The following is a 16,243-nucleotide window of genomic DNA, read 5'->3' as shown; positions in this document are numbered from 1 at the left end:
GAGGATTTCATACGATGAAGATGACAAAATGGATGAGCAGTGTACTGGTAGCAGGTGCAGTTTTGACGTTGGCGACAGCAGCACAAGCACACGTGAACGTATATCCGAAAGAGGCAACTACAGGCTCCTATGAAAAATACACCGTGCGTGTCCCGGTAGAAAAAGACGTCAACACGACAAAAGTGAAGCTGGAATTCCCAGCAGGTGTGAAGGTGAATTCCGTACAGCCGATTCCGGGCTGGTCCTACGAGTTCGAAAAAGATAAAGACGGTGTGAACACAGCGCTTGTGTGGACAGCAACAGAAGGCGGAATCAAGGCGCATGAATTCCAAGAGTTCACGTTTGTGGGGGCAAACCCGAAAGAAGAGGGTCAATTGGCTTGGAAGGCTTATCAGACCTATGCAAATGGCGAGGTTGTGGAATGGACAGGGGACAAGGATTCCAAAACGCCAGCGTCTGTCACTACCATTAAGGCTGGTGTAGGCGAAGCAGGGCACGAGCATGGACAAGAACAAAAGCCAGCAGCCGCTCCTGCCGGGGAAGCGGCGGGTGCAGGCAGCAACAACACCTTGCCATTGGTACTTTCCGGTTTGGCGTTGCTGATCTCCATTGTTGGCCTGTTTAGAAAAAAAGCGTAAGTGCTTCATAATCAAGCTGTGCAGTGTGTCCAATCATGCTGCGCAGCTTTTTCCATTGTGTGGCAATTGAAAGAATTCTATAATAGCTGTAATTACTTTCGGAGGTGTATATCACATGTTAAAAACACTATTCAGAGCAAGCAAGTACACAGGAAGGAAAAATAAGAGTGGCAGCATGACGCGTACGCATTTTGCACAGTAGAGGATTGTAGAGTAACGATCAGTATGTGAAAACGGAACGCGTCATCTGCCTAAAAAAGGTGGATACTGCTTCCATGTTCATGAATGCGACAAAAGTATATACGATCAAAAGTTTTTTGACTTCCCTTGCCAATACGACCATGTTCACGACCTATGCGCTTTACTACATTGTGACACTGGGCTTTAACCCGTTTGAATTGCTATTGATTGGGACAGTATTGGAGTTATCCGTGTTGGTATTTGAAGGGATAACAGGTGTAGTGGCGGATACGTACAGTCGCCGTCGCTCCGTCATTATCGGGATGTTTTTGCTGGGAATCGGATTTGCGATGCAGGGGATCGTCCCTGCGCTTGATGCTTGGATACCGTTGGTTTCTGTCTTCGGCTTGGTGCTGTTTTCGCAAGTTATCAGTGGTCTCGGGTATACGTTTATCAGTGGAGCGGATACTGCATGGATTGTGGATGAGGTTGGAGAAGAGAAGATCGGTACAATTTTCATGAAGGCCAAGCGCTACTCCTTGTTTGGGAATCTGCTCGGGATTGCACTCAGTGTGGCATTGGCAACACTCGCTTCTAACTTGCCTTACCTCATAGGTGGCCTCATGTATATGGGGCTTGGTATCTTTTTGATTCTGTTCATGAAGGAGACCGGTTTTGTTCCTCGTGAGCGTGAGCAAGGTGCTTCCCACGTGAAGGAAATGATTCAGACGTGGACTTCGGGTGCCAAAGTGATTCGCAGTCAGCCGATTCTCATGCTGATCTTGTTCGTGACGCTATTTACGGGTGCGGCTTCTGAAGGGTATGACCGATTGTGGGAAGCGCATTTGATCGCAGAAATTGGCTTTCCAGAGCTCGCTGCTATTTCGATGCCGATGTGGTTCGGGATCATTGCCGCACTCGCAAGCTTACTCGGCCTCATCGTCGTAGGCGTTGTGGAAAAAAGGCTGGATGTGAACAATGAGCGGGTTGTCCTTGTGGGGATGTTCATGTTGACGGGACTCAAAATTGCAGCGATGATTGCTTTTGCCTTTTCCCCTAGCTTTAGCTGGGCATTAGTAGCATTGCTGTTGATCGGTGTGATCCAGTCATTAAGCAGTCCGCTGTATGATACGTGGCTGAATTTGAACATTGAGAGCAGTGTGCGGGCGACGGTTTTGTCGATGATGGGCCAGTCCAATGCCTTGGGACAAACGGCAGGTGGTCCGGCTGTCGGATGGATTGGGACCCGTTTTTCGATTCGCGCTTCGCTGGTTGCGGCGGCCATCTTGTTGGCACCGATTCTGATTGTGTTCGGACGTGCGCTTAGGAGGCGCTGAGTTGTAACAAGCATAAGGCATGTGTCCATTTTTAGGGCGCATGCCTTTTTTTGTTGAGGCAATAATTAGGTGTTGTAAACTAATTTGCGAACGTGCGTTCTCTTTTGGTATGATGATCTCAACAACAAGAAGACACATTTTGTGGTGGTGACAGCCTGATGATTCTGGAGTTGAGAAGGTACGCGGCGCGGCAGCAAGCAGTGGAGATCATCTATTTGAAGAAGGATGGAGAGGCTAGCAGGCGTACGATTCGTGTGGTGCAAATCGATGTGAACAAAGGGAGCTTGAAAGCATACTGTTATATGAGGAAGGCGTATCGTGTATTTATGTTGGATAACATTTTGGCGATCGTACCTGTGTCTGGACATTTTACCGGATGAAAAGGAATCACCCTCCATGCCCCCAGCCTATTCCAGCCATACTATGTTATACTAAATAGGTAAACAACTTCAAAAAAGAGGAAGGGCGGGGACAACAATGGAGTTCTTTATGGTCATTGTCATCATGTTTTTGATCGTAGTATTTGTCTTGGCGTCCAAAGCCACAAAAGGCGGAAGTAGGCGCTCTCATTCCTCTTCAGACAGCGGAGGCGGCGCCTTCTATGTAGACAGCAATCACAATCACCATCATCGAAATCACGACTCAGACGATCGTTGGGATAGCTATGACAGCGGTAGCGGAAGTGGTGGAGACAGCGGTGGTGGCGGAGATAGCGGAGGAGGAGGCGGCGGCGGGGGAGATTGACGCTGTTGCATTTTGTTTCATTATGGTACAATAATTGGGAAATATGATTCCAAACCTGAATGGTAGGTTTGCTAAAGGAGAGATGTTTTATGGTAGCCATCAAATTTGTTCAGAGTGTCGTAGTCGGGGTCACAGGAATCCTCCTTTCAAGCGAACAGTAATACCGTTCACCAAATGAGGATTCGACTGTGACTGGTTCTGGCTGATAGCCATATATTTAACCAATTGCAGGGGGAATCCGCAGTGAATCAACTAACCAATCAACAAGTATTGCAATCTATGGGCTGGAATGAGTATTTTGCTAATCATTTTGCCCCTTATGCCGAGCAAGGCTACAGTGTGGGACGTATCACACTCGAACATAAACGTATTTATCGTCTGTGGAGTGAGCATGGCGAACTCTTGGGCGAAGTAACGGGTAAGCTTCGTTATGAAGCCATCGGACGAGAAGATTTTCCGGCTGTCGGGGACTGGGTAGTGATCAGTGCCCGCCCAGAGGAAAAGAAAGCCTCCATCCACGGACTTCTTCCACGTAAGAGCAAGTTTTCCCGCAAAGTAGCTGGGGATACTGTGGAAGAGCAGATTGTGGCGGCTAACGTCGATACCGTTTTTCTCGTGAATTCCTTAAATAATGATTTAAATTTACGCAGGATGGAACGTTATCTCATTCTTGCGTGGGAAAGTGGAGCCAATCCGGTGATTGTGCTTTCCAAAGCAGATTTGTGTGACGATCTGGATGCATGCATGGCAGAGGTAGAATCAGTTGCGATCGGAGTACCTGTTCACGTAGTCAGTGCTGAGCAGGGAGAAGGACTGGATCAGCTCGCACCGTATCTGGGCGAGGGGCAGACGATTGCCTTGATGGGTTCCTCTGGTGTTGGCAAATCCACGTTGATCAATAAATTGAGCGGAGCGGAGATGCAAAAAGTCAGTGGCGTGCGTGAAGGTGATGACCGTGGCCGCCATACGACGACACATCGCGAACTGTTCCGATTGCCGAGTGGTGCTCTGATGATCGATACACCAGGCATGAGGGAGCTGCAGCTCTGGGAGGCAGATGAAGGCTTCCGCGGTGCCTTTGACGATATCGAGTCCATTGCGGAAACATGCCGTTTCAATGATTGCAAGCATATGCGCGAGCCTGGCTGTGCTGTTCAAGCTGCCATCCATGAAGGGTCATTGGAAAAGGCACGCTTTGACAGTTACCTGAAGCTTCAACGCGAATTGGCACATCTGGCACGCAAAGAAGACGCGAGGCTTGCTGCCGCTGAAAGGGATAAATGGAAGAAGATCAACGTTCAAATGCGGCAGAAAAAACCGAAGAGATAAGTACGAGAGCCCTTGAGAAATCAGGGCTCTTTCCTTTATTTGTACAAGTAAGCGCTTCCTTTTTCTTTCAAAAATTAACGCTTGCCCACAACGAGGGAGTTATGATAGATTTGGTCAATACTCGTTATTACATTTCGAAATAAATAGATAGGTAGCTCGTATAATTTTGGGAATAAGGCCCAACCGTTTCTACCAGGTGACCGTAAATCATCTGACTACGAGTGAAAGTGTGTCTAGGGTTCCGTCTCTTTCTTTCCTATTCCAATAATAGGGTGAAAGAAAGCTGGTCCGAGCGACGCAGGCACGATTGATGTGTCACACCTAAGGGATAAAAGCCCAGAGGGACAGTTTCACTTGGCGTTGGTTTGTTACGTAGCCCGCTTGTGACACTGTCCGCTCTGGGCTTTCTATATTTCAGCAGGCCGCAGGTATCAACGTGGCCGGAACCATATCCGAGGAGGAAGAATTGATGAAAGAATTACAAGAGCGCATCGTACAGGACGGCAAGGTACTGTCGGCATCCGTTTTGAAGGTGGATGCGTTTTTGAACCACCAGGTAGATCCACAATTGACGATGAAGATCGGGCAGCGGTTTGCCGAGCTGTTCGCTGGTGAAAACATCACAAAAGTCGTGACGATTGAGGCAAGTGGAATTCATTTTGCTATGGCGACTTCCTTTGCATTGGGTGTTCCCTTTATCTACGCGAAAAAGAAAAAAGCTGTCACGCTGACAGAGGAAGTATACTCTGCTCCTGTTCATTCCTTTACCCGTCAGGAAACGTATCAAATCAGTGTTTCCCGTCAGTACTTGTCCAAAGAAGACCGCGTATTGATTGTCGATGACTTCTTGGCTACGGGAGCTGCTCTGGTAGGGCTTACGAATATTGTCAAAGATGCCGGTGCTCATCTCGTCGGGGTTGGCGCTGTTATTGAAAAAAGCTTCCAGGAAGGCCGCGGTCTCTTGGAGCAAGCTGGCGTACGAATCGAATCATTGGCACGTATTGAATCGATGTCACCAGAAGGCATTCACTTTATTGAAGAAGAGCCTGCGCGCGTATAATCAAAAAATGAATAGGAGGTAAGGGTTCACTCATGCTAGCCAAACATAAGATTGTTACTTTGGGCTTACAGCACATTCTTGCCATGTATGCAGGAGCCGTCGTCGTACCGTTGATTATCGGTGGTGCTTTGAATCTGACTCCGACGCAAATCGCTTATTTGATTGCTGCCGACCTTTTCACATGCGGAATCGCGACGCTCTTGCAAGTCCTTGGCACGCGTTATACAGGGATTCGCCTTCCCGTTGTGCTAGGCTGTACGTTTACAGCAGTAGGACCGATTATCGCGATTGCTTCTACGAGTAATCTAGCGACCGCTTACGGTGCCATTATCGTATCGGGTATATTCGTTGTCTTGGCAGCTCCACTGTTTGGCAAGCTGCTGCGCTTTTTCCCAACCGTGGTACAAGGTTCAGTTGTTACGATCATTGGACTGTCGCTCATTCCTGTTGCGATGAACAACGCGGCTGGCGGACAAGGCATGCCGGACTTTGGACAACCGCACAATTTGCTTTTGGCTTTAGGAACGTTGGTTATCATTTTGCTTATTAATCGTTTCTTTACCGGATTTATTCGTGCGATTTCTGTATTGCTCGGGTTGATTGTCGGTACGGCTGTAGCTTACATGATGGGGATGGTCAGCTTCGCGAGTGTTGCGGAAGCCTCTTGGTTTAGCGTGGTTGAACCGTTTTACTTCGGTACACCACAGTTCAGTATTGTGGCCATTGTTACCATGATTCTTGTCAACATCATCAGCATGGCTGAGTCCACAGGCGTTTACTTTGCACTCGGTAAAGTGACGGATACAAAAGTAACGGATCAAGATGTAGTCAAAGGTTTGCGCGGGGAAGGGGTCGCCATTGTACTGGGCGGCATTTTCAACGCATTCCCCTACACGGCTTTTTCGCAAAACGTCGGTCTGGTTTCCTTGACTGGCATTAAATCGCGCGACGTGATGATTGGTGCCGGTGGAATCCTGGTTGTTCTCGGATTACTGCCGAAGCTGGCTGCTTTGACAACGGTCATTCCTAATGCGGTATTGGGTGGAGCGATGATCGCCATGTTCGGGATGGTAGTTGCATCTGGTATCAATATTCTTTCGCAGGTTGACCTGAACAAAAACGAAAATCTGCTGATCGCTGCTTGCAGTATCGCTGTTGGACTAGGCTCTGCTGCGGTTCCGGCGATGTTTGATCAACTGCCTACTTTGGCAAAAATGATGCTGCAAAATGGTATCGTGACAGGTTCTTTGACCGCAGTCATCTTGAATATTTTGCTCGTTCACACGAATAAAAAAGCATCTCAGACTGCTCCAGCAAATGTAACTGTTTCGGAAGCGTCTTAACATCATCAGATAATGAACCGCCATTTCCTGGTTATACAGGGAGTGGCGGTTTTTCTTTGTAAAGTGGCTGCGGTGGAGAGAAGAATATTTCCAGTCTAGGCTCCAGGCTCCGTCCTTCGGGGAAGTATGGACTGCCCGCTCCGAAGGGATTCGCGGGGAAACGCAAAAGTGGTAGCCGCTTCGTAGCGTGGGCACGGTTGCGTTTCTGTTGCCCGCGAATCCCTTCTCCGCTCGGTAGGACTCCACAAGTCGCTACGTCTGGAAATATTCTTCTCTGGCGTAGCTGATTACATTCTTCAATCTAGTAAGGCTTTTTAAAACCCTCTTATCAGGGAAGCTTGTAGAGGAAACAGGAGAAAACAGCGAAGATCTTTGGGACACCGACCGAGGCGCAATGAAAAAAAGAGAAACAAGCTTTTAGCGTCCACCTCTGAGATGCCTCCTGAATAGACCACTTTGGACGCGGGTTTCGCTTTTTTTCATGGAGCCGGGCAGTCCATCCCACAGGGGGTGGCCCAAGAAGCTGGAGCGTTTTCTCCTGTTTCCTCCCACCACGACAGCTCGAACAAGAGGTTTTTAAAAAAGGCTTCCCCACAATGACAAGCGTCCAACAGTGCTGGCCAAGTTTTACATACGATGACCATGTAAAGCAAACTTACCTACAGAAAGGAAGGGGTGCCATGGCAACCTTTCAGGAAGCGCTCCTGGCCAAGAAGCATTTGCTCAAAAGATGGAAGCGAATGCCGGGCGTAATTGGCATCGGGATTGGCTACGCAAATGGAAAAAACAAAAAAGGCGGCGCTTGCATTGTGATGTATACCGTTAATGCAAGTGCTGCTGTGAAGAAGAGATGCCCGAGCTGCGTCCTTGTCAAAAGACAGACGGCGACAGCACATGTATCCGTTCCTGTTCGAACCGTCACCTCTGGACGGTGCCATTGTCATCCTGCTGTACGACCCTCTGCAACGAATTATCGCAGCAGAATCAGACCTGTGATCGCTGGATACAGCATCGGCCACCCAGGGGGGTCCGGAACGGCTGGGTTAATCGTTGCGCGAGGAGGCCAACGGTACGTGTTGAGCAACAATCACGTCCTGAATCGTAACAATACGAGCGGCTATACCGAGACCATCCAGCCTGGTGGAGCAGACGGTGGTCGTTCAGGGAGAGATCGAGTCGGACGCTTGTATCGGTATGTTCGGCTTCGGAGAAATGCAGTGAATCGAATAGATGCAGCGATTAGTATCCCCACTTCGAATCGACTTCTTGCCCCTCGTTATGCAACGGTAGGGAGAGTGCCAGGTGTTATTCGTTCGTATGGCATCGGGCGCAGATTGAAAAAAGTGGGCCGTTCATCAGGGCTGACATGGGGAACGGTTGAATCGATCCACACCGATATTGATGTCAGCTACGGGAACTACGGAGGACTGGGGACTATCCGTTTTCGGAATCAGACGGTCATCAGAAGTACGGTTCCCATTTCCTTGCCTGGAGATTCCGGCTCTGTTTGGCTGACTGCGGGCAACTACGCTGCAGCTGTGAATTTTGCCGGTTCAGCCAATGGCAGGCTCTCGATTTCGTATCCGGTTGTCTGGGCCTTGCAAGCGTTTGGCGTCGGGATAGCAAGATCAGCAGGGAGAGTCGGCAGGTCAGTTGCCAAAGCAAAAAGAGTACAGCGAAACACCGCTCGTACCAGACCGCTATCTCCCGCAGAGTTAAAACGTGTCCAAACAAAAAAAGCTGCCTCCAAAAGGCAGCCGGGCAAGAAAAAGACGAATAGATAATAGCTTTAGGAAACTTCTTTGGCTAACTGATCCAGTAGGTGGAGAATGTGTTGTGAGATATCTTCTAGCTCATCAAAAGCAGCTTTTGCTTCCTCTAGTTTTCCTTGCTTGACCAAGTGGTAAATCCGCCGAACAGTTTCGTGGAACTGTCGATGAGGCGCAACTAATTGCTTGAAAGAGGGCAAGGTGCTCACGGATGGATTGTTCAGGGCCTCGTCATACCAAATCCCCAAGCGGCATTGATGATGGTCGACGAGTTCTTTTTCATCAATGTGGTGATACCCAAGCATGAAGTTGTACAGCCACCATTTCCATAAGAGATGGTCGGTTTTGACGATTCGCAAGTAATGCTTAGTCTTTAAGTGGCTCGTTTGCGTGATGCTCAGCTTGTGCAGGCTGTTTATGCCGGCGCCAACATCATAGACGTTTTTACCTGCATTCGAGACGTGCGAAGATACCTGCTCCATATTCGTCAGGACTTGCGATATGCGCATCGAAATATCATCTGTGGCAGCCGACTGCTCTTGTGCCAATGCTGCGATATGTCCAGTAGAATGCCCGACAGTCTCAATATTTTGCACAATCTCTCCTAATATTCCAATCGCATCACGTGTCTGATTCACTTTATCGTTAAAATGGTCACTCATGAGAGTGGCCGTTTCTTTTACCTGGACAGCTTCATTCTGGACATTGTTCATTGTGGCTGTAATGCTTTGAACGGATTGTTTGGTCTGTTCAGCGAGCTTTCGCACTTCATCTGCCACGATAGCAAAGCCACGCCCGTGTTCATTGGCACGTGCTGCCTCAATCGACGCGTTCAATGCAAGAAGATTGGTTTGATCGGCAATATTGCGTATGACTTGGACGACCTGGGAAACTTCTGCAATGGACGCCATTAACTGAGAAGTTTTTGTTTGCATCTCTTGGAATTCATCTGCCATGGAAAGAAAGCTGGTCAACGACTCTTGGATAATATCTTTGCCCATCGTCGCTTGCTCGATTGTAGTGGAAGCATTCTCTGCGACAGAGACGGCTGATTGAGCCACTTTTTGCACAGATTCGCTTAATTGCTCGGCGGCAGATCCCACATTGCCAGCTTCCTCTGTCGTACCTTCAAGCGTGTCCAGCACATGCTTGAATTTATCGATCTGAATCACTAACTCCAGAACTTCGCCCAGGCGATCGATGACTTTGTAATCATTGTCCTCCTGATACGATTGGAGGACGATTTGCGAATCAAGCGTGATAATCTTGATGAGTGCCAACAGGACGGAAGATAATTCTTGCGGACGTTTCGAATAGGTGTTGACGATTGCTGGAATCAAATATTCATAGGCCCGCAAGTAAGAGCCCGTATACCATTCGGGCGCAAGTCCAATTTTGCTGTGGACCTCTCCGATTTTTTGGCGCCCGGCTACATAGGCGTCGTCTAGCTTGGCATGTGGAAGCGATTGCAAATAGTGACGAAAGGATACGGTCAATCGATCAACCGTCGTATGCGTTTCGATGATCTGCATAAGATGGGAGTATTGGCGGAGCATGTGGTAATGACGCTCTGTGATAGCCTCTAGGTGTTCTGATAGGAGTGGTTCAATTTGTTTCAACCGATCAAGGTCTGTCTGATTCATTTGCAAAAAATGAACTTTCGCCTGTAGCTGATCGGGTATTTGGACATCGCTTTTTTGAATTGAGGCGGTAACGGTTTGAGCGCCACGCTTACCAAACATAAAATCCCTCCATATTTTTACGGAAAACGGGCCTATTCATAAGAAGAATAGGCCATAAGTACTTTTTAGATTATAGCATTTACGAATGTAGTTGAATCCTTGGAACTATTGTGAATTTGTGAAAAGTATATTAAGAATTGGGCAACACCACTGATCATTCAAAAAAGGTCATATGATGCTTTTCGTCCCGGTAATAGGCAAGACGGTCCTGGAGCGTCCCTGTATGTAATTCAAACTTATGCCCATCAGGGTCTGTGAAATAAATGGAGCGCTTATCCCGCTCCGAACGATCCCGTCCATTCAAAATGGTAACGCCATGCTTTTCCAAATGAGCGTACCACTCATCAAATGACTCTTCTGTGATAGTGAAGGCCATGTGTGTATAAGAGTGAGCAATTTCATTGCGTGGGATGTCTGGTTCCTCATTCAGCGCTAACCAGTAGCCATTCAAGTCAAAGTAAGCCAGCTTGCGACCTCGTACAAGTGGTTTGGCATGCAGTACATCCCGGTAAAAACAAAAAGATTTTTCCAGATCAGAAACAGAGAAAAGCAAATGATTCAATCCTTGGAGTTGCGGCAATACGTTCCCCACCTTTTTAGCAATAATCTTCAACTATTGCTATTGTATGGGGAAAACAGGCAAACCACCAGTATAGTGCGGGTCTGCCTGCATTTCGTTTAAGATTTGCTTTGTTGAGCTTGCGCTTGGGTTTGCAGCGTGGATTGCACTTGGGACACCATCGTTTGCGCTTGGGCAATTTCCTGAGAGGCTTGCTTCAAGGCTTCTTCGGCGAGCTGTGGATTAGCTGCAGATTGCTCGATCGCTTGCGTAATCATATTTTTTGCCAGCGTGGTGGATACCTCTGCTTTTTTAAGCGAGTCGGTGTTAATTGGGCTAGGCATGGTCTACCTCCTGCGGGTTTTGATGATCCGAACACCGTCTTAATTTGCCCTGTCCGCAACAGATTATGTATATAGATACGCGTCCAACCGTTTTCCTCCCGTGATGCATAGTCTGACAGGGGGAGGGACGTCAGATGAAAAAGCAATGGGTGCAGGTCATTCGATTGGCAGAGCAAGCTTTCTTTACGATTATCTTTTCCGCCCATAAGCGGGTAGGGGATCGCGGAATCATTTTGCCAAAGCGGTTCAATTCCAAGTTAAAAATTCGCCGCTTCCTGCAAAAGTTCATGATTCCTTGCCTGGCAAATCGAGTGATCGGCAATCTTGATTTGCGGCGAATAAACGGACGGCTCGCGATCCCTGTAGGTGATACGATAGGGGCGCCACCAATTGTAAAATCAAAGGTCCTGTCTTCGGGCAGCAGGTGTGCGACGCTTGTGGTATGGTTTGCCTTCGATGCAAGTGATCGATTCTTCCGTGTGTACCAGTTGAAAAAGCTTCCGAATGGCCGCTGGATCGTTGTAGGGCGTCATCCGCTGGACTATCCGTTTAACCTTCCACAGGATTTCCTGAAACGACAAATACCATGTGGAAAAATCTGTACACCATGGAGAGGGAAGTTAAAAATTAGGAAAAAATGACTATATTCCAAAAAAATTCGGTATTGATATTGGTTCGATTTGCCTGTATAGTATGTAAGTGTTGCAATACTTATCGGAAATTGTCGAATGAGAGAATGTCCGATATTGCTGGAAATCGGGAAGTAGCTCAGCTTGGTAGAGTACTTGGCTTGGGACCAAGGGGTCGCAGGTTCGAATCCTGTCTTCCCGACCATGTTTTATTTTGAATAGGCCGGTATGGCGGAATTGGCAGACGCGCGCGACTCAAAATCGTGAGGGAAACCGTGGGGGTTCAAGTCCCTCTACCGGCACCAGCAATCTATACATATGGTTTTCGTTATAAGGTGGGGAACAGTGAGTAGGCCTGTTTCTCACTTTTTTTCTTACAATCATCTTCCATGATACACCTATGAATTCAGCTTATACTGTCTTTCATTTATCTAAAAAACTCAATACACGTCCATTAACGTATTCTGGCTGTTCCATCGACAAAACGTGGCCCGCATTTTTTACGATTTCCGCTTCAATACCGGGAACAAAAGCCGAAGCACGATGTAAGGCAGATTGCGGGTCATAAATGACTTCGTGCTCGCTAAGTAATAAGAGAATCGGAACCTTTACTGATTTTAATTCGTCGTCAGTGAAAACATACGGGAATCCATCAGCTCTAGGTTTTTGATTTCTTACTTCATCCTGCCACATAACTCCTGCATGAAACTGTTTTGCAAAATTTGGATGCAACACGTAACGATCTCCCATCATCCACTTTAAAAAATTCTCAACTCCATTAGGCTCAAGAAGGCCAAGTGCGTATTTGTAGAAATTTGGATGAAATGATACGAAAGTTTCCGCAGGACTAAGTAAAACTGCCTTTTCTACTCTCTCGGCCGCACGCAAAGCAAAATTCATAACATGAAGCCCACCAAGCGAAAGTCCAACCAAATACGCCTTTTTGATACCCAGATTATCAAACACTTCAAGAAGCCAATCAGCGTAACCCGTTCTCGTACCGTTTACATCTACAGGGATACTTTTGTTCTTATCACCTATGATATCAATTGCATATGTTCGGTATTTGCTGCTCCATTCGGCAATATTTGGATACCACATGGTGGAACTAAACAATGCTCCGTGCAGCAATACGAGTGGTGGTGCATTCTTTGGTCCACTTGCAATGATATGCGTTTGACCAAAGCGGGTAGGTACATAAAATGTTTCGTAATGGACTGGCCAAAGAGCAAGGCTTTCTTCATAGGTTTGATAATAGTGAATGCCGCTATCACTTAGTGATGGAATGATCGGTGCATGGTTAGACATACAAATCTTCCTTCCAATCGAGTTTAAATTGATGGGTAAATACGTGAGGGAAATCTGAGTTTCATCTGAAACAGATTTCAATAGAAATATAATACAGCATTTTTTCATCGTCAATTGTTCTATACAGAACAATGGAATAAATCAATTATAACAGGGTTTTAAAAATGGTATAACAGCGTGTTCTCTTTGCTTTGCTTCATTCCTTTAGCTTGATAAAACGCGTTTTTACATCCATAGGGGAGCAAGCGTCCCGCTTGTTTGCCGATCTCTGCGCGGATGTTGCCACCTTTGAAATGGGAAAAGGGACCAAAGTCGCCATGTACATACCTACTCCCGAGGGGATGCATGCTTGATCCATGTACCTGCTGTCTTTTCCTTTTGTACCTGCTACAATAGCGTAGTATAGAAGGAAAAGGAGGCGAGAACGTTGAGACTTGCGGGAAAACAAGTAGTTTGCTTCGTCGAAAGTGAATTTGAGGATCTCGAGCTCTGGTATCCGGTAATGAGACTGCGAGAGGAAGGCGCTATCGTCCATTTCGTCGGCCCGAAGGCGAATCACGTCTATATAGGGAAGTACGGTGTACCGTGCGAGGCTGACAAAGCGATGGCAGAGGTCAATCCTGCCGACTATGCAGGTGTACTCGTTCCAGGAGGGTGGGCACCGGACAAGCTGCGCCGCTATCCGGAGGTGCTGTCGTTTGTGGTTGCGATGCACGAGGCGAAAAAACCGATTGGACATATTTGCCATGCGGGTTGGGTGCTGGCTTCCGCAAAAATTTTGCGCGGGGTAACTACAACATCGACACCGGGCATTAAAGATGATATGGAGAATGCAGGAGCGATCTGGGTGGATGAAGAGGTCGTGGTAGACGGTCACATTGTCGGTTCCCGTAGACCGCCTGATCTCCCGGCTTATGCCAAAGCGTTTGCTGATTTGCTGGCACAACAATAGGAAGAGGAAGAAAGGGCTTGCTCGCATAGACGGGTACGCTCTTTTTCTTATTGATTCATTTTTTCTGTCTGCCTTGTTACAATATAAGGAAGAATCTTCATTCTATTAGGGGATGATAAGGTGTTCAAAAATCAGGATCATGTCCCAGTAGTAAATGACATGGCTAGCAACGCACATCTACCTGAAAATACGCTTCTCCCACCAAATTCCCACCGAAATATGCCACCCGTTTTACAACTCGCCAAAAAAGTAGGAAACAAGGCAATGACGAAGCTGCTGCAAAATCAAAAGCAATCTTCAATGCCTGTCATCCAAAGGAAACTCAATCAAGACAATCTCAATAAAATGAAAGCGGACAAGCCAGATACATACGAAAAAGATGATTTCGAAAATGCCGTCGGAGATGACGGGAAATTTACGGATGTGAAAGCAGATAAAGGACTTCCCACCTTTTGGGGGCTATTAAAGGAGGTATACGGGGAAGGAAATTTGAATCAATCGTTTTTCCATTTTACAAAAGAATTAGGAGATACATGCGACCGGTCACATTCCGTTACCGCTGAGATCACTAAAAAAGGCTGGAATTCTGACCGTGATGCGTCAGCGCTTGTGACGGCTATCGGCAATCTTGGTTATGAAGAATCGCTCATACGTGATGGGAATGATAAGCACCGAGTAGCCAGTTATAATGGGGGTCATTTGGTTGGCTATCAGATTCTACGGGGAGAAAAAGCAGATCAGCAATGGAATGTTGCTCCACAAGATAAGAAAAATAATCAACAATCGTATAATAATACAATCGAGGCAATGCTTCGAGAGGCAGACGTCGGAACAAAGTATGAGTACACCGTTGAATTGCAATACGATCAATATAACTTTTCCGTGGATCAGGATCAATTGAAGAAACGGGGCATATTGAAAGAAATAGACTCGGATAAACCGTGGGAAATTCAGCTTCCTGTAAGAATTCCGTTTAAATGGGATGCCACTGCGCTGATGATCAATGATGGGCAATTTGGTTCTCCGACAGACGGATCATCTTCTTATGATCAGTATTCGCAAACCATGGACGAAGCGAATTTGGATTATACAAAAGAAGACACCACTGCCAGATACAATCTATGGCTAGCAGACGATACAGGCGATAAAAAACTTTTTGATAAAGGTTCCGAAGACTTCGATGATATCGAATGGGTGAAAAATATTCACTTTTCCATGCATCAAGCACTACCGACTGATCGAAAGAAAAATAAGAATCCGATCAATTGGAAGGGAGAGGAAGGAAAGAAAGTAGCCCATTATGGTGATGTTCAAAAAGGAAGGGCCGCAAAGTCCGCCAACGGTTTAGGAAAGGCAGAAAAAATGCTGGAGCAAATCAAACAGCTTATCCATGAGATTGAAGCCATTGAAGACGTAAAAAAACCAGCAAAATTTGAGCTTCTTCCCAAAAAACAAATCAATCAACACATTCATGGCCAAATAAAAGGCTTTTTTATCACGCGGTTAAATGAATGTCAGATCAAAAACGATTATCAAAAGTTACGTGATGCGAATGAAGATTGGCTAGATTTGTTTTCCGTTCAACAGGAAGAATTGGAAATCTTTCAGTTGGGAAAGGAAACATGGAACGACCTAGCCACGAAAATAAATGAACAAGCAAGTCCGGTACAGATCGAAGAACATATAAAATCGCTTACGGAACTGAAGCGGACCTTATTAAAAATAAAAGATCATCGAGAAAGTCGTCGGTTATATACGGGAGTAGTAGATACAACCTATCCTGAATATGCAAGGAAACTAGTGGAGTGCGTAACAGATTCAAAACAAGATTATCTGCGTTTGATCAATCTAAAAAGGAGAGTTGGGGAGCTTAGAGAGGAAGAGGAGGAATTGGATGAACAAATAGAAAGCTCCAAAAAGAAAGTGAAAAGAGAGGAGATCACGTCGAAGACGCACGCAAAAGAACGCATGCAAGTACTCATAAAACAAATCTATGAACTCGAAAATGAAATCCAAGGTCTCGAAAGTCGGCAAAATAATTATAACCGTGTATCGTATGAAGAATTTTTAAATAGCAAGTGAACAAAGAAAGTAAGCAAGGACTTGCTCGGAATGCTGAGTAAGTCCTTGTTTTGATGGTGATAGAGTCTTTGTTACGAATTGGAGTTATTCCGTTTCTTCCACGGCGGATCGCCCAGCTCGTGAATTTTATTGTTGATTTTGTAAAAAAGATAGGGAATCAAAAACGACAAGACCGTCCCTGCTAAGGTCAAATACGGAGGGACGACGCCTAAAAATTTGAACATGGG

Annotated in this window: 16 protein-coding genes, 2 tRNA genes and 1 riboswitch; of the genes, 13 read left to right on the top strand and 5 right to left on the bottom strand. The window is 46.5% G+C overall.

All coding sequences use genetic code 11. The annotated features are described in order from the left end of the window. Positions 1 to 14 precede the first annotated feature (14 nt). The 8 genes from FB479_RS17770 (at position 15) to FB479_RS17735 (ending at position 8,415) form a co-directional block, all read left to right on the top strand. The gene (locus tag FB479_RS17770; protein WP_142066176.1) at positions 15 to 638 is read left to right on the top strand and encodes a YcnI family copper-binding membrane protein; all 624 of its coding nucleotides are present in this window, start codon (positions 15 to 17) and stop codon (positions 636 to 638) included. Positions 639 to 913: 275 nt separating this feature from the next. Continuing rightward, entirely contained in the window at positions 914 to 2,155 is a 1,242-nt protein-coding gene (locus FB479_RS17765) for an MFS transporter (RefSeq protein WP_164724447.1), read from the top strand. A gap of 158 nt (positions 2,156 to 2,313) precedes the next feature. Next, positions 2,314 to 2,535: a WYL domain-containing protein gene (locus FB479_RS17760; protein WP_142066175.1), complete on the top strand. Its 222-nt coding sequence runs from the start codon at positions 2,314 to 2,316 to the stop codon at positions 2,533 to 2,535. A gap of 97 nt (positions 2,536 to 2,632) precedes the next feature. Further along, on the top strand, positions 2,633 to 2,899 hold the full coding sequence (locus FB479_RS17755) for a hypothetical protein (RefSeq protein WP_142066174.1): 267 nt from the start codon (positions 2,633 to 2,635) through the stop codon (positions 2,897 to 2,899). A 243-nt stretch (positions 2,900 to 3,142) separates the two neighbouring features. Then, positions 3,143 to 4,228 (top strand): ribosome small subunit-dependent GTPase A, encoded by a 1,086-nt coding sequence (gene rsgA / locus FB479_RS17750; protein WP_106656975.1) that lies wholly within the window; start codon positions 3,143 to 3,145, stop codon positions 4,226 to 4,228. 136 nt (positions 4,229 to 4,364) lie between these two features. Then, a riboswitch (purine riboswitch) is annotated at positions 4,365 to 4,466 on the top strand. 231 nt (positions 4,467 to 4,697) lie between these two features. Then, complete coding sequence (locus FB479_RS17745) at positions 4,698 to 5,288, top strand: xanthine phosphoribosyltransferase (RefSeq protein ID WP_015892653.1); 591 nt, start codon at positions 4,698 to 4,700, stop codon at positions 5,286 to 5,288. A 32-nt stretch (positions 5,289 to 5,320) separates the two neighbouring features. Beyond that, complete coding sequence (locus FB479_RS17740; RefSeq protein WP_106656976.1) at positions 5,321 to 6,631, top strand: nucleobase:cation symporter-2 family protein; 1,311 nt, start codon at positions 5,321 to 5,323, stop codon at positions 6,629 to 6,631. A 680-nt stretch (positions 6,632 to 7,311) separates the two neighbouring features. After that, positions 7,312 to 8,415: a chymotrypsin family serine protease gene (locus tag FB479_RS17735; protein ID WP_142066173.1), complete on the top strand. Its 1,104-nt coding sequence runs from the start codon at positions 7,312 to 7,314 to the stop codon at positions 8,413 to 8,415. Positions 8,416 to 8,420: 5 nt separating this feature from the next. On the opposite strand, the gene FB479_RS17730 is transcribed toward FB479_RS17735, so the two are convergent. From FB479_RS17730 to FB479_RS17720, 3 genes are all read right to left on the bottom strand, one after another. Then, positions 8,421 to 10,142 carry a protoglobin domain-containing protein gene (locus FB479_RS17730; RefSeq protein ID WP_142066172.1) on the bottom strand — a complete coding sequence of 574 codons (1,722 nt, stop codon included), beginning with the start codon at positions 10,140 to 10,142 and terminating at the stop codon, positions 8,421 to 8,423. 154 nt (positions 10,143 to 10,296) lie between these two features. Next, positions 10,297 to 10,722, bottom strand: coding sequence for a metallothiol transferase FosB (gene fosB, locus FB479_RS17725; protein ID WP_142066171.1), 426 nt, complete (start codon positions 10,720 to 10,722; stop codon positions 10,297 to 10,299). Positions 10,723 to 10,820: 98 nt separating this feature from the next. Beyond that, entirely contained in the window at positions 10,821 to 11,045 is a 225-nt protein-coding gene (locus FB479_RS17720) for a hypothetical protein (RefSeq protein ID WP_106657461.1), read from the bottom strand. Positions 11,046 to 11,179: 134 nt separating this feature from the next. Between FB479_RS17720 and FB479_RS17715 the strand changes: the two genes are divergently transcribed. From FB479_RS17715 to FB479_RS17705, 3 genes are all read left to right on the top strand, one after another. Beyond that, positions 11,180 to 11,686: a hypothetical protein gene (locus tag FB479_RS17715; RefSeq protein ID WP_142066170.1), complete on the top strand. Its 507-nt coding sequence runs from the start codon at positions 11,180 to 11,182 to the stop codon at positions 11,684 to 11,686. A gap of 116 nt (positions 11,687 to 11,802) precedes the next feature. Next, positions 11,803 to 11,879: transfer RNA gene (locus tag FB479_RS17710), tRNA-Pro, on the top strand. Positions 11,880 to 11,896: 17 nt separating this feature from the next. Next, positions 11,897 to 11,979: transfer RNA gene (locus FB479_RS17705), tRNA-Leu, on the top strand. Positions 11,980 to 12,097: 118 nt separating this feature from the next. Here FB479_RS17705 and FB479_RS17700 read toward each other — a convergent pair. Continuing rightward, positions 12,098 to 12,982 carry a carboxylesterase gene (locus FB479_RS17700; RefSeq protein ID WP_142066169.1) on the bottom strand — a complete coding sequence of 295 codons (885 nt, stop codon included), beginning with the start codon at positions 12,980 to 12,982 and terminating at the stop codon, positions 12,098 to 12,100. Positions 12,983 to 13,409: 427 nt separating this feature from the next. Between FB479_RS17700 and FB479_RS17695 the strand changes: the two genes are divergently transcribed. Then, positions 13,410 to 13,934, top strand: coding sequence for a type 1 glutamine amidotransferase domain-containing protein (locus tag FB479_RS17695; RefSeq protein WP_106657465.1), 525 nt, complete (start codon positions 13,410 to 13,412; stop codon positions 13,932 to 13,934). Between the two features lie 423 nt (positions 13,935 to 14,357). Then, positions 14,358 to 16,016, top strand: coding sequence for a hypothetical protein (locus FB479_RS17690; RefSeq protein ID WP_255438437.1), 1,659 nt, complete (start codon positions 14,358 to 14,360; stop codon positions 16,014 to 16,016). Between the two features lie 71 nt (positions 16,017 to 16,087). Here the strand turns inward: FB479_RS17690 and FB479_RS30550 are convergent, their stop codons facing one another. Then, positions 16,088 to 16,240 (bottom strand): hypothetical protein, encoded by a 153-nt coding sequence (locus tag FB479_RS30550; RefSeq protein ID WP_185746386.1) that lies wholly within the window; start codon positions 16,238 to 16,240, stop codon positions 16,088 to 16,090. Positions 16,241 to 16,243 lie beyond the last annotated feature (3 nt).

It is taken from the genome of Brevibacillus sp. AG162 (assembly GCF_006715575.1).
In the GTDB taxonomy this organism is placed as follows: Bacteria; Bacillota; Bacilli; order Brevibacillales; family Brevibacillaceae; genus Brevibacillus; species Brevibacillus brevis.
The sequence above is the reverse complement of the archived record's forward strand: the minus strand, read 5'-3'. Positions and strand labels throughout refer to the sequence as shown.

Coding starts and splice junctions, on each gene's coding strand:
- FB479_RS17770 (WP_142066176.1), top strand. CDS start 15: ATGAAGATGACAAAATGGATGAGCAGTGTACTGGTAGCAGGTGCAGTT.
- FB479_RS17765 (WP_164724447.1), top strand. CDS start 914: ATGTTCATGAATGCGACAAAAGTATATACGATCAAAAGTTTTTTGACT.
- FB479_RS17760 (WP_142066175.1), top strand. CDS start 2,314: ATGATTCTGGAGTTGAGAAGGTACGCGGCGCGGCAGCAAGCAGTGGAG.
- FB479_RS17755 (WP_142066174.1), top strand. CDS start 2,633: ATGGAGTTCTTTATGGTCATTGTCATCATGTTTTTGATCGTAGTATTT.
- FB479_RS17745 (WP_015892653.1), top strand. CDS start 4,698: ATGAAAGAATTACAAGAGCGCATCGTACAGGACGGCAAGGTACTGTCG.
- FB479_RS17740 (WP_106656976.1), top strand. CDS start 5,321: ATGCTAGCCAAACATAAGATTGTTACTTTGGGCTTACAGCACATTCTT.
- FB479_RS17735 (WP_142066173.1), top strand. CDS start 7,312: ATGGCAACCTTTCAGGAAGCGCTCCTGGCCAAGAAGCATTTGCTCAAA.
- FB479_RS17730 (WP_142066172.1), bottom strand. CDS start 10,142: ATGTTTGGTAAGCGTGGCGCTCAAACCGTTACCGCCTCAATTCAAAAA.
- FB479_RS17720 (WP_106657461.1), bottom strand. CDS start 11,045: ATGCCTAGCCCAATTAACACCGACTCGCTTAAAAAAGCAGAGGTATCC.
- FB479_RS17715 (WP_142066170.1), top strand. CDS start 11,180: ATGAAAAAGCAATGGGTGCAGGTCATTCGATTGGCAGAGCAAGCTTTC.
- FB479_RS17700 (WP_142066169.1), bottom strand. CDS start 12,982: ATGTCTAACCATGCACCGATCATTCCATCACTAAGTGATAGCGGCATT.
- FB479_RS30550 (WP_185746386.1), bottom strand. CDS start 16,240: ATGTTCAAATTTTTAGGCGTCGTCCCTCCGTATTTGACCTTAGCAGGG.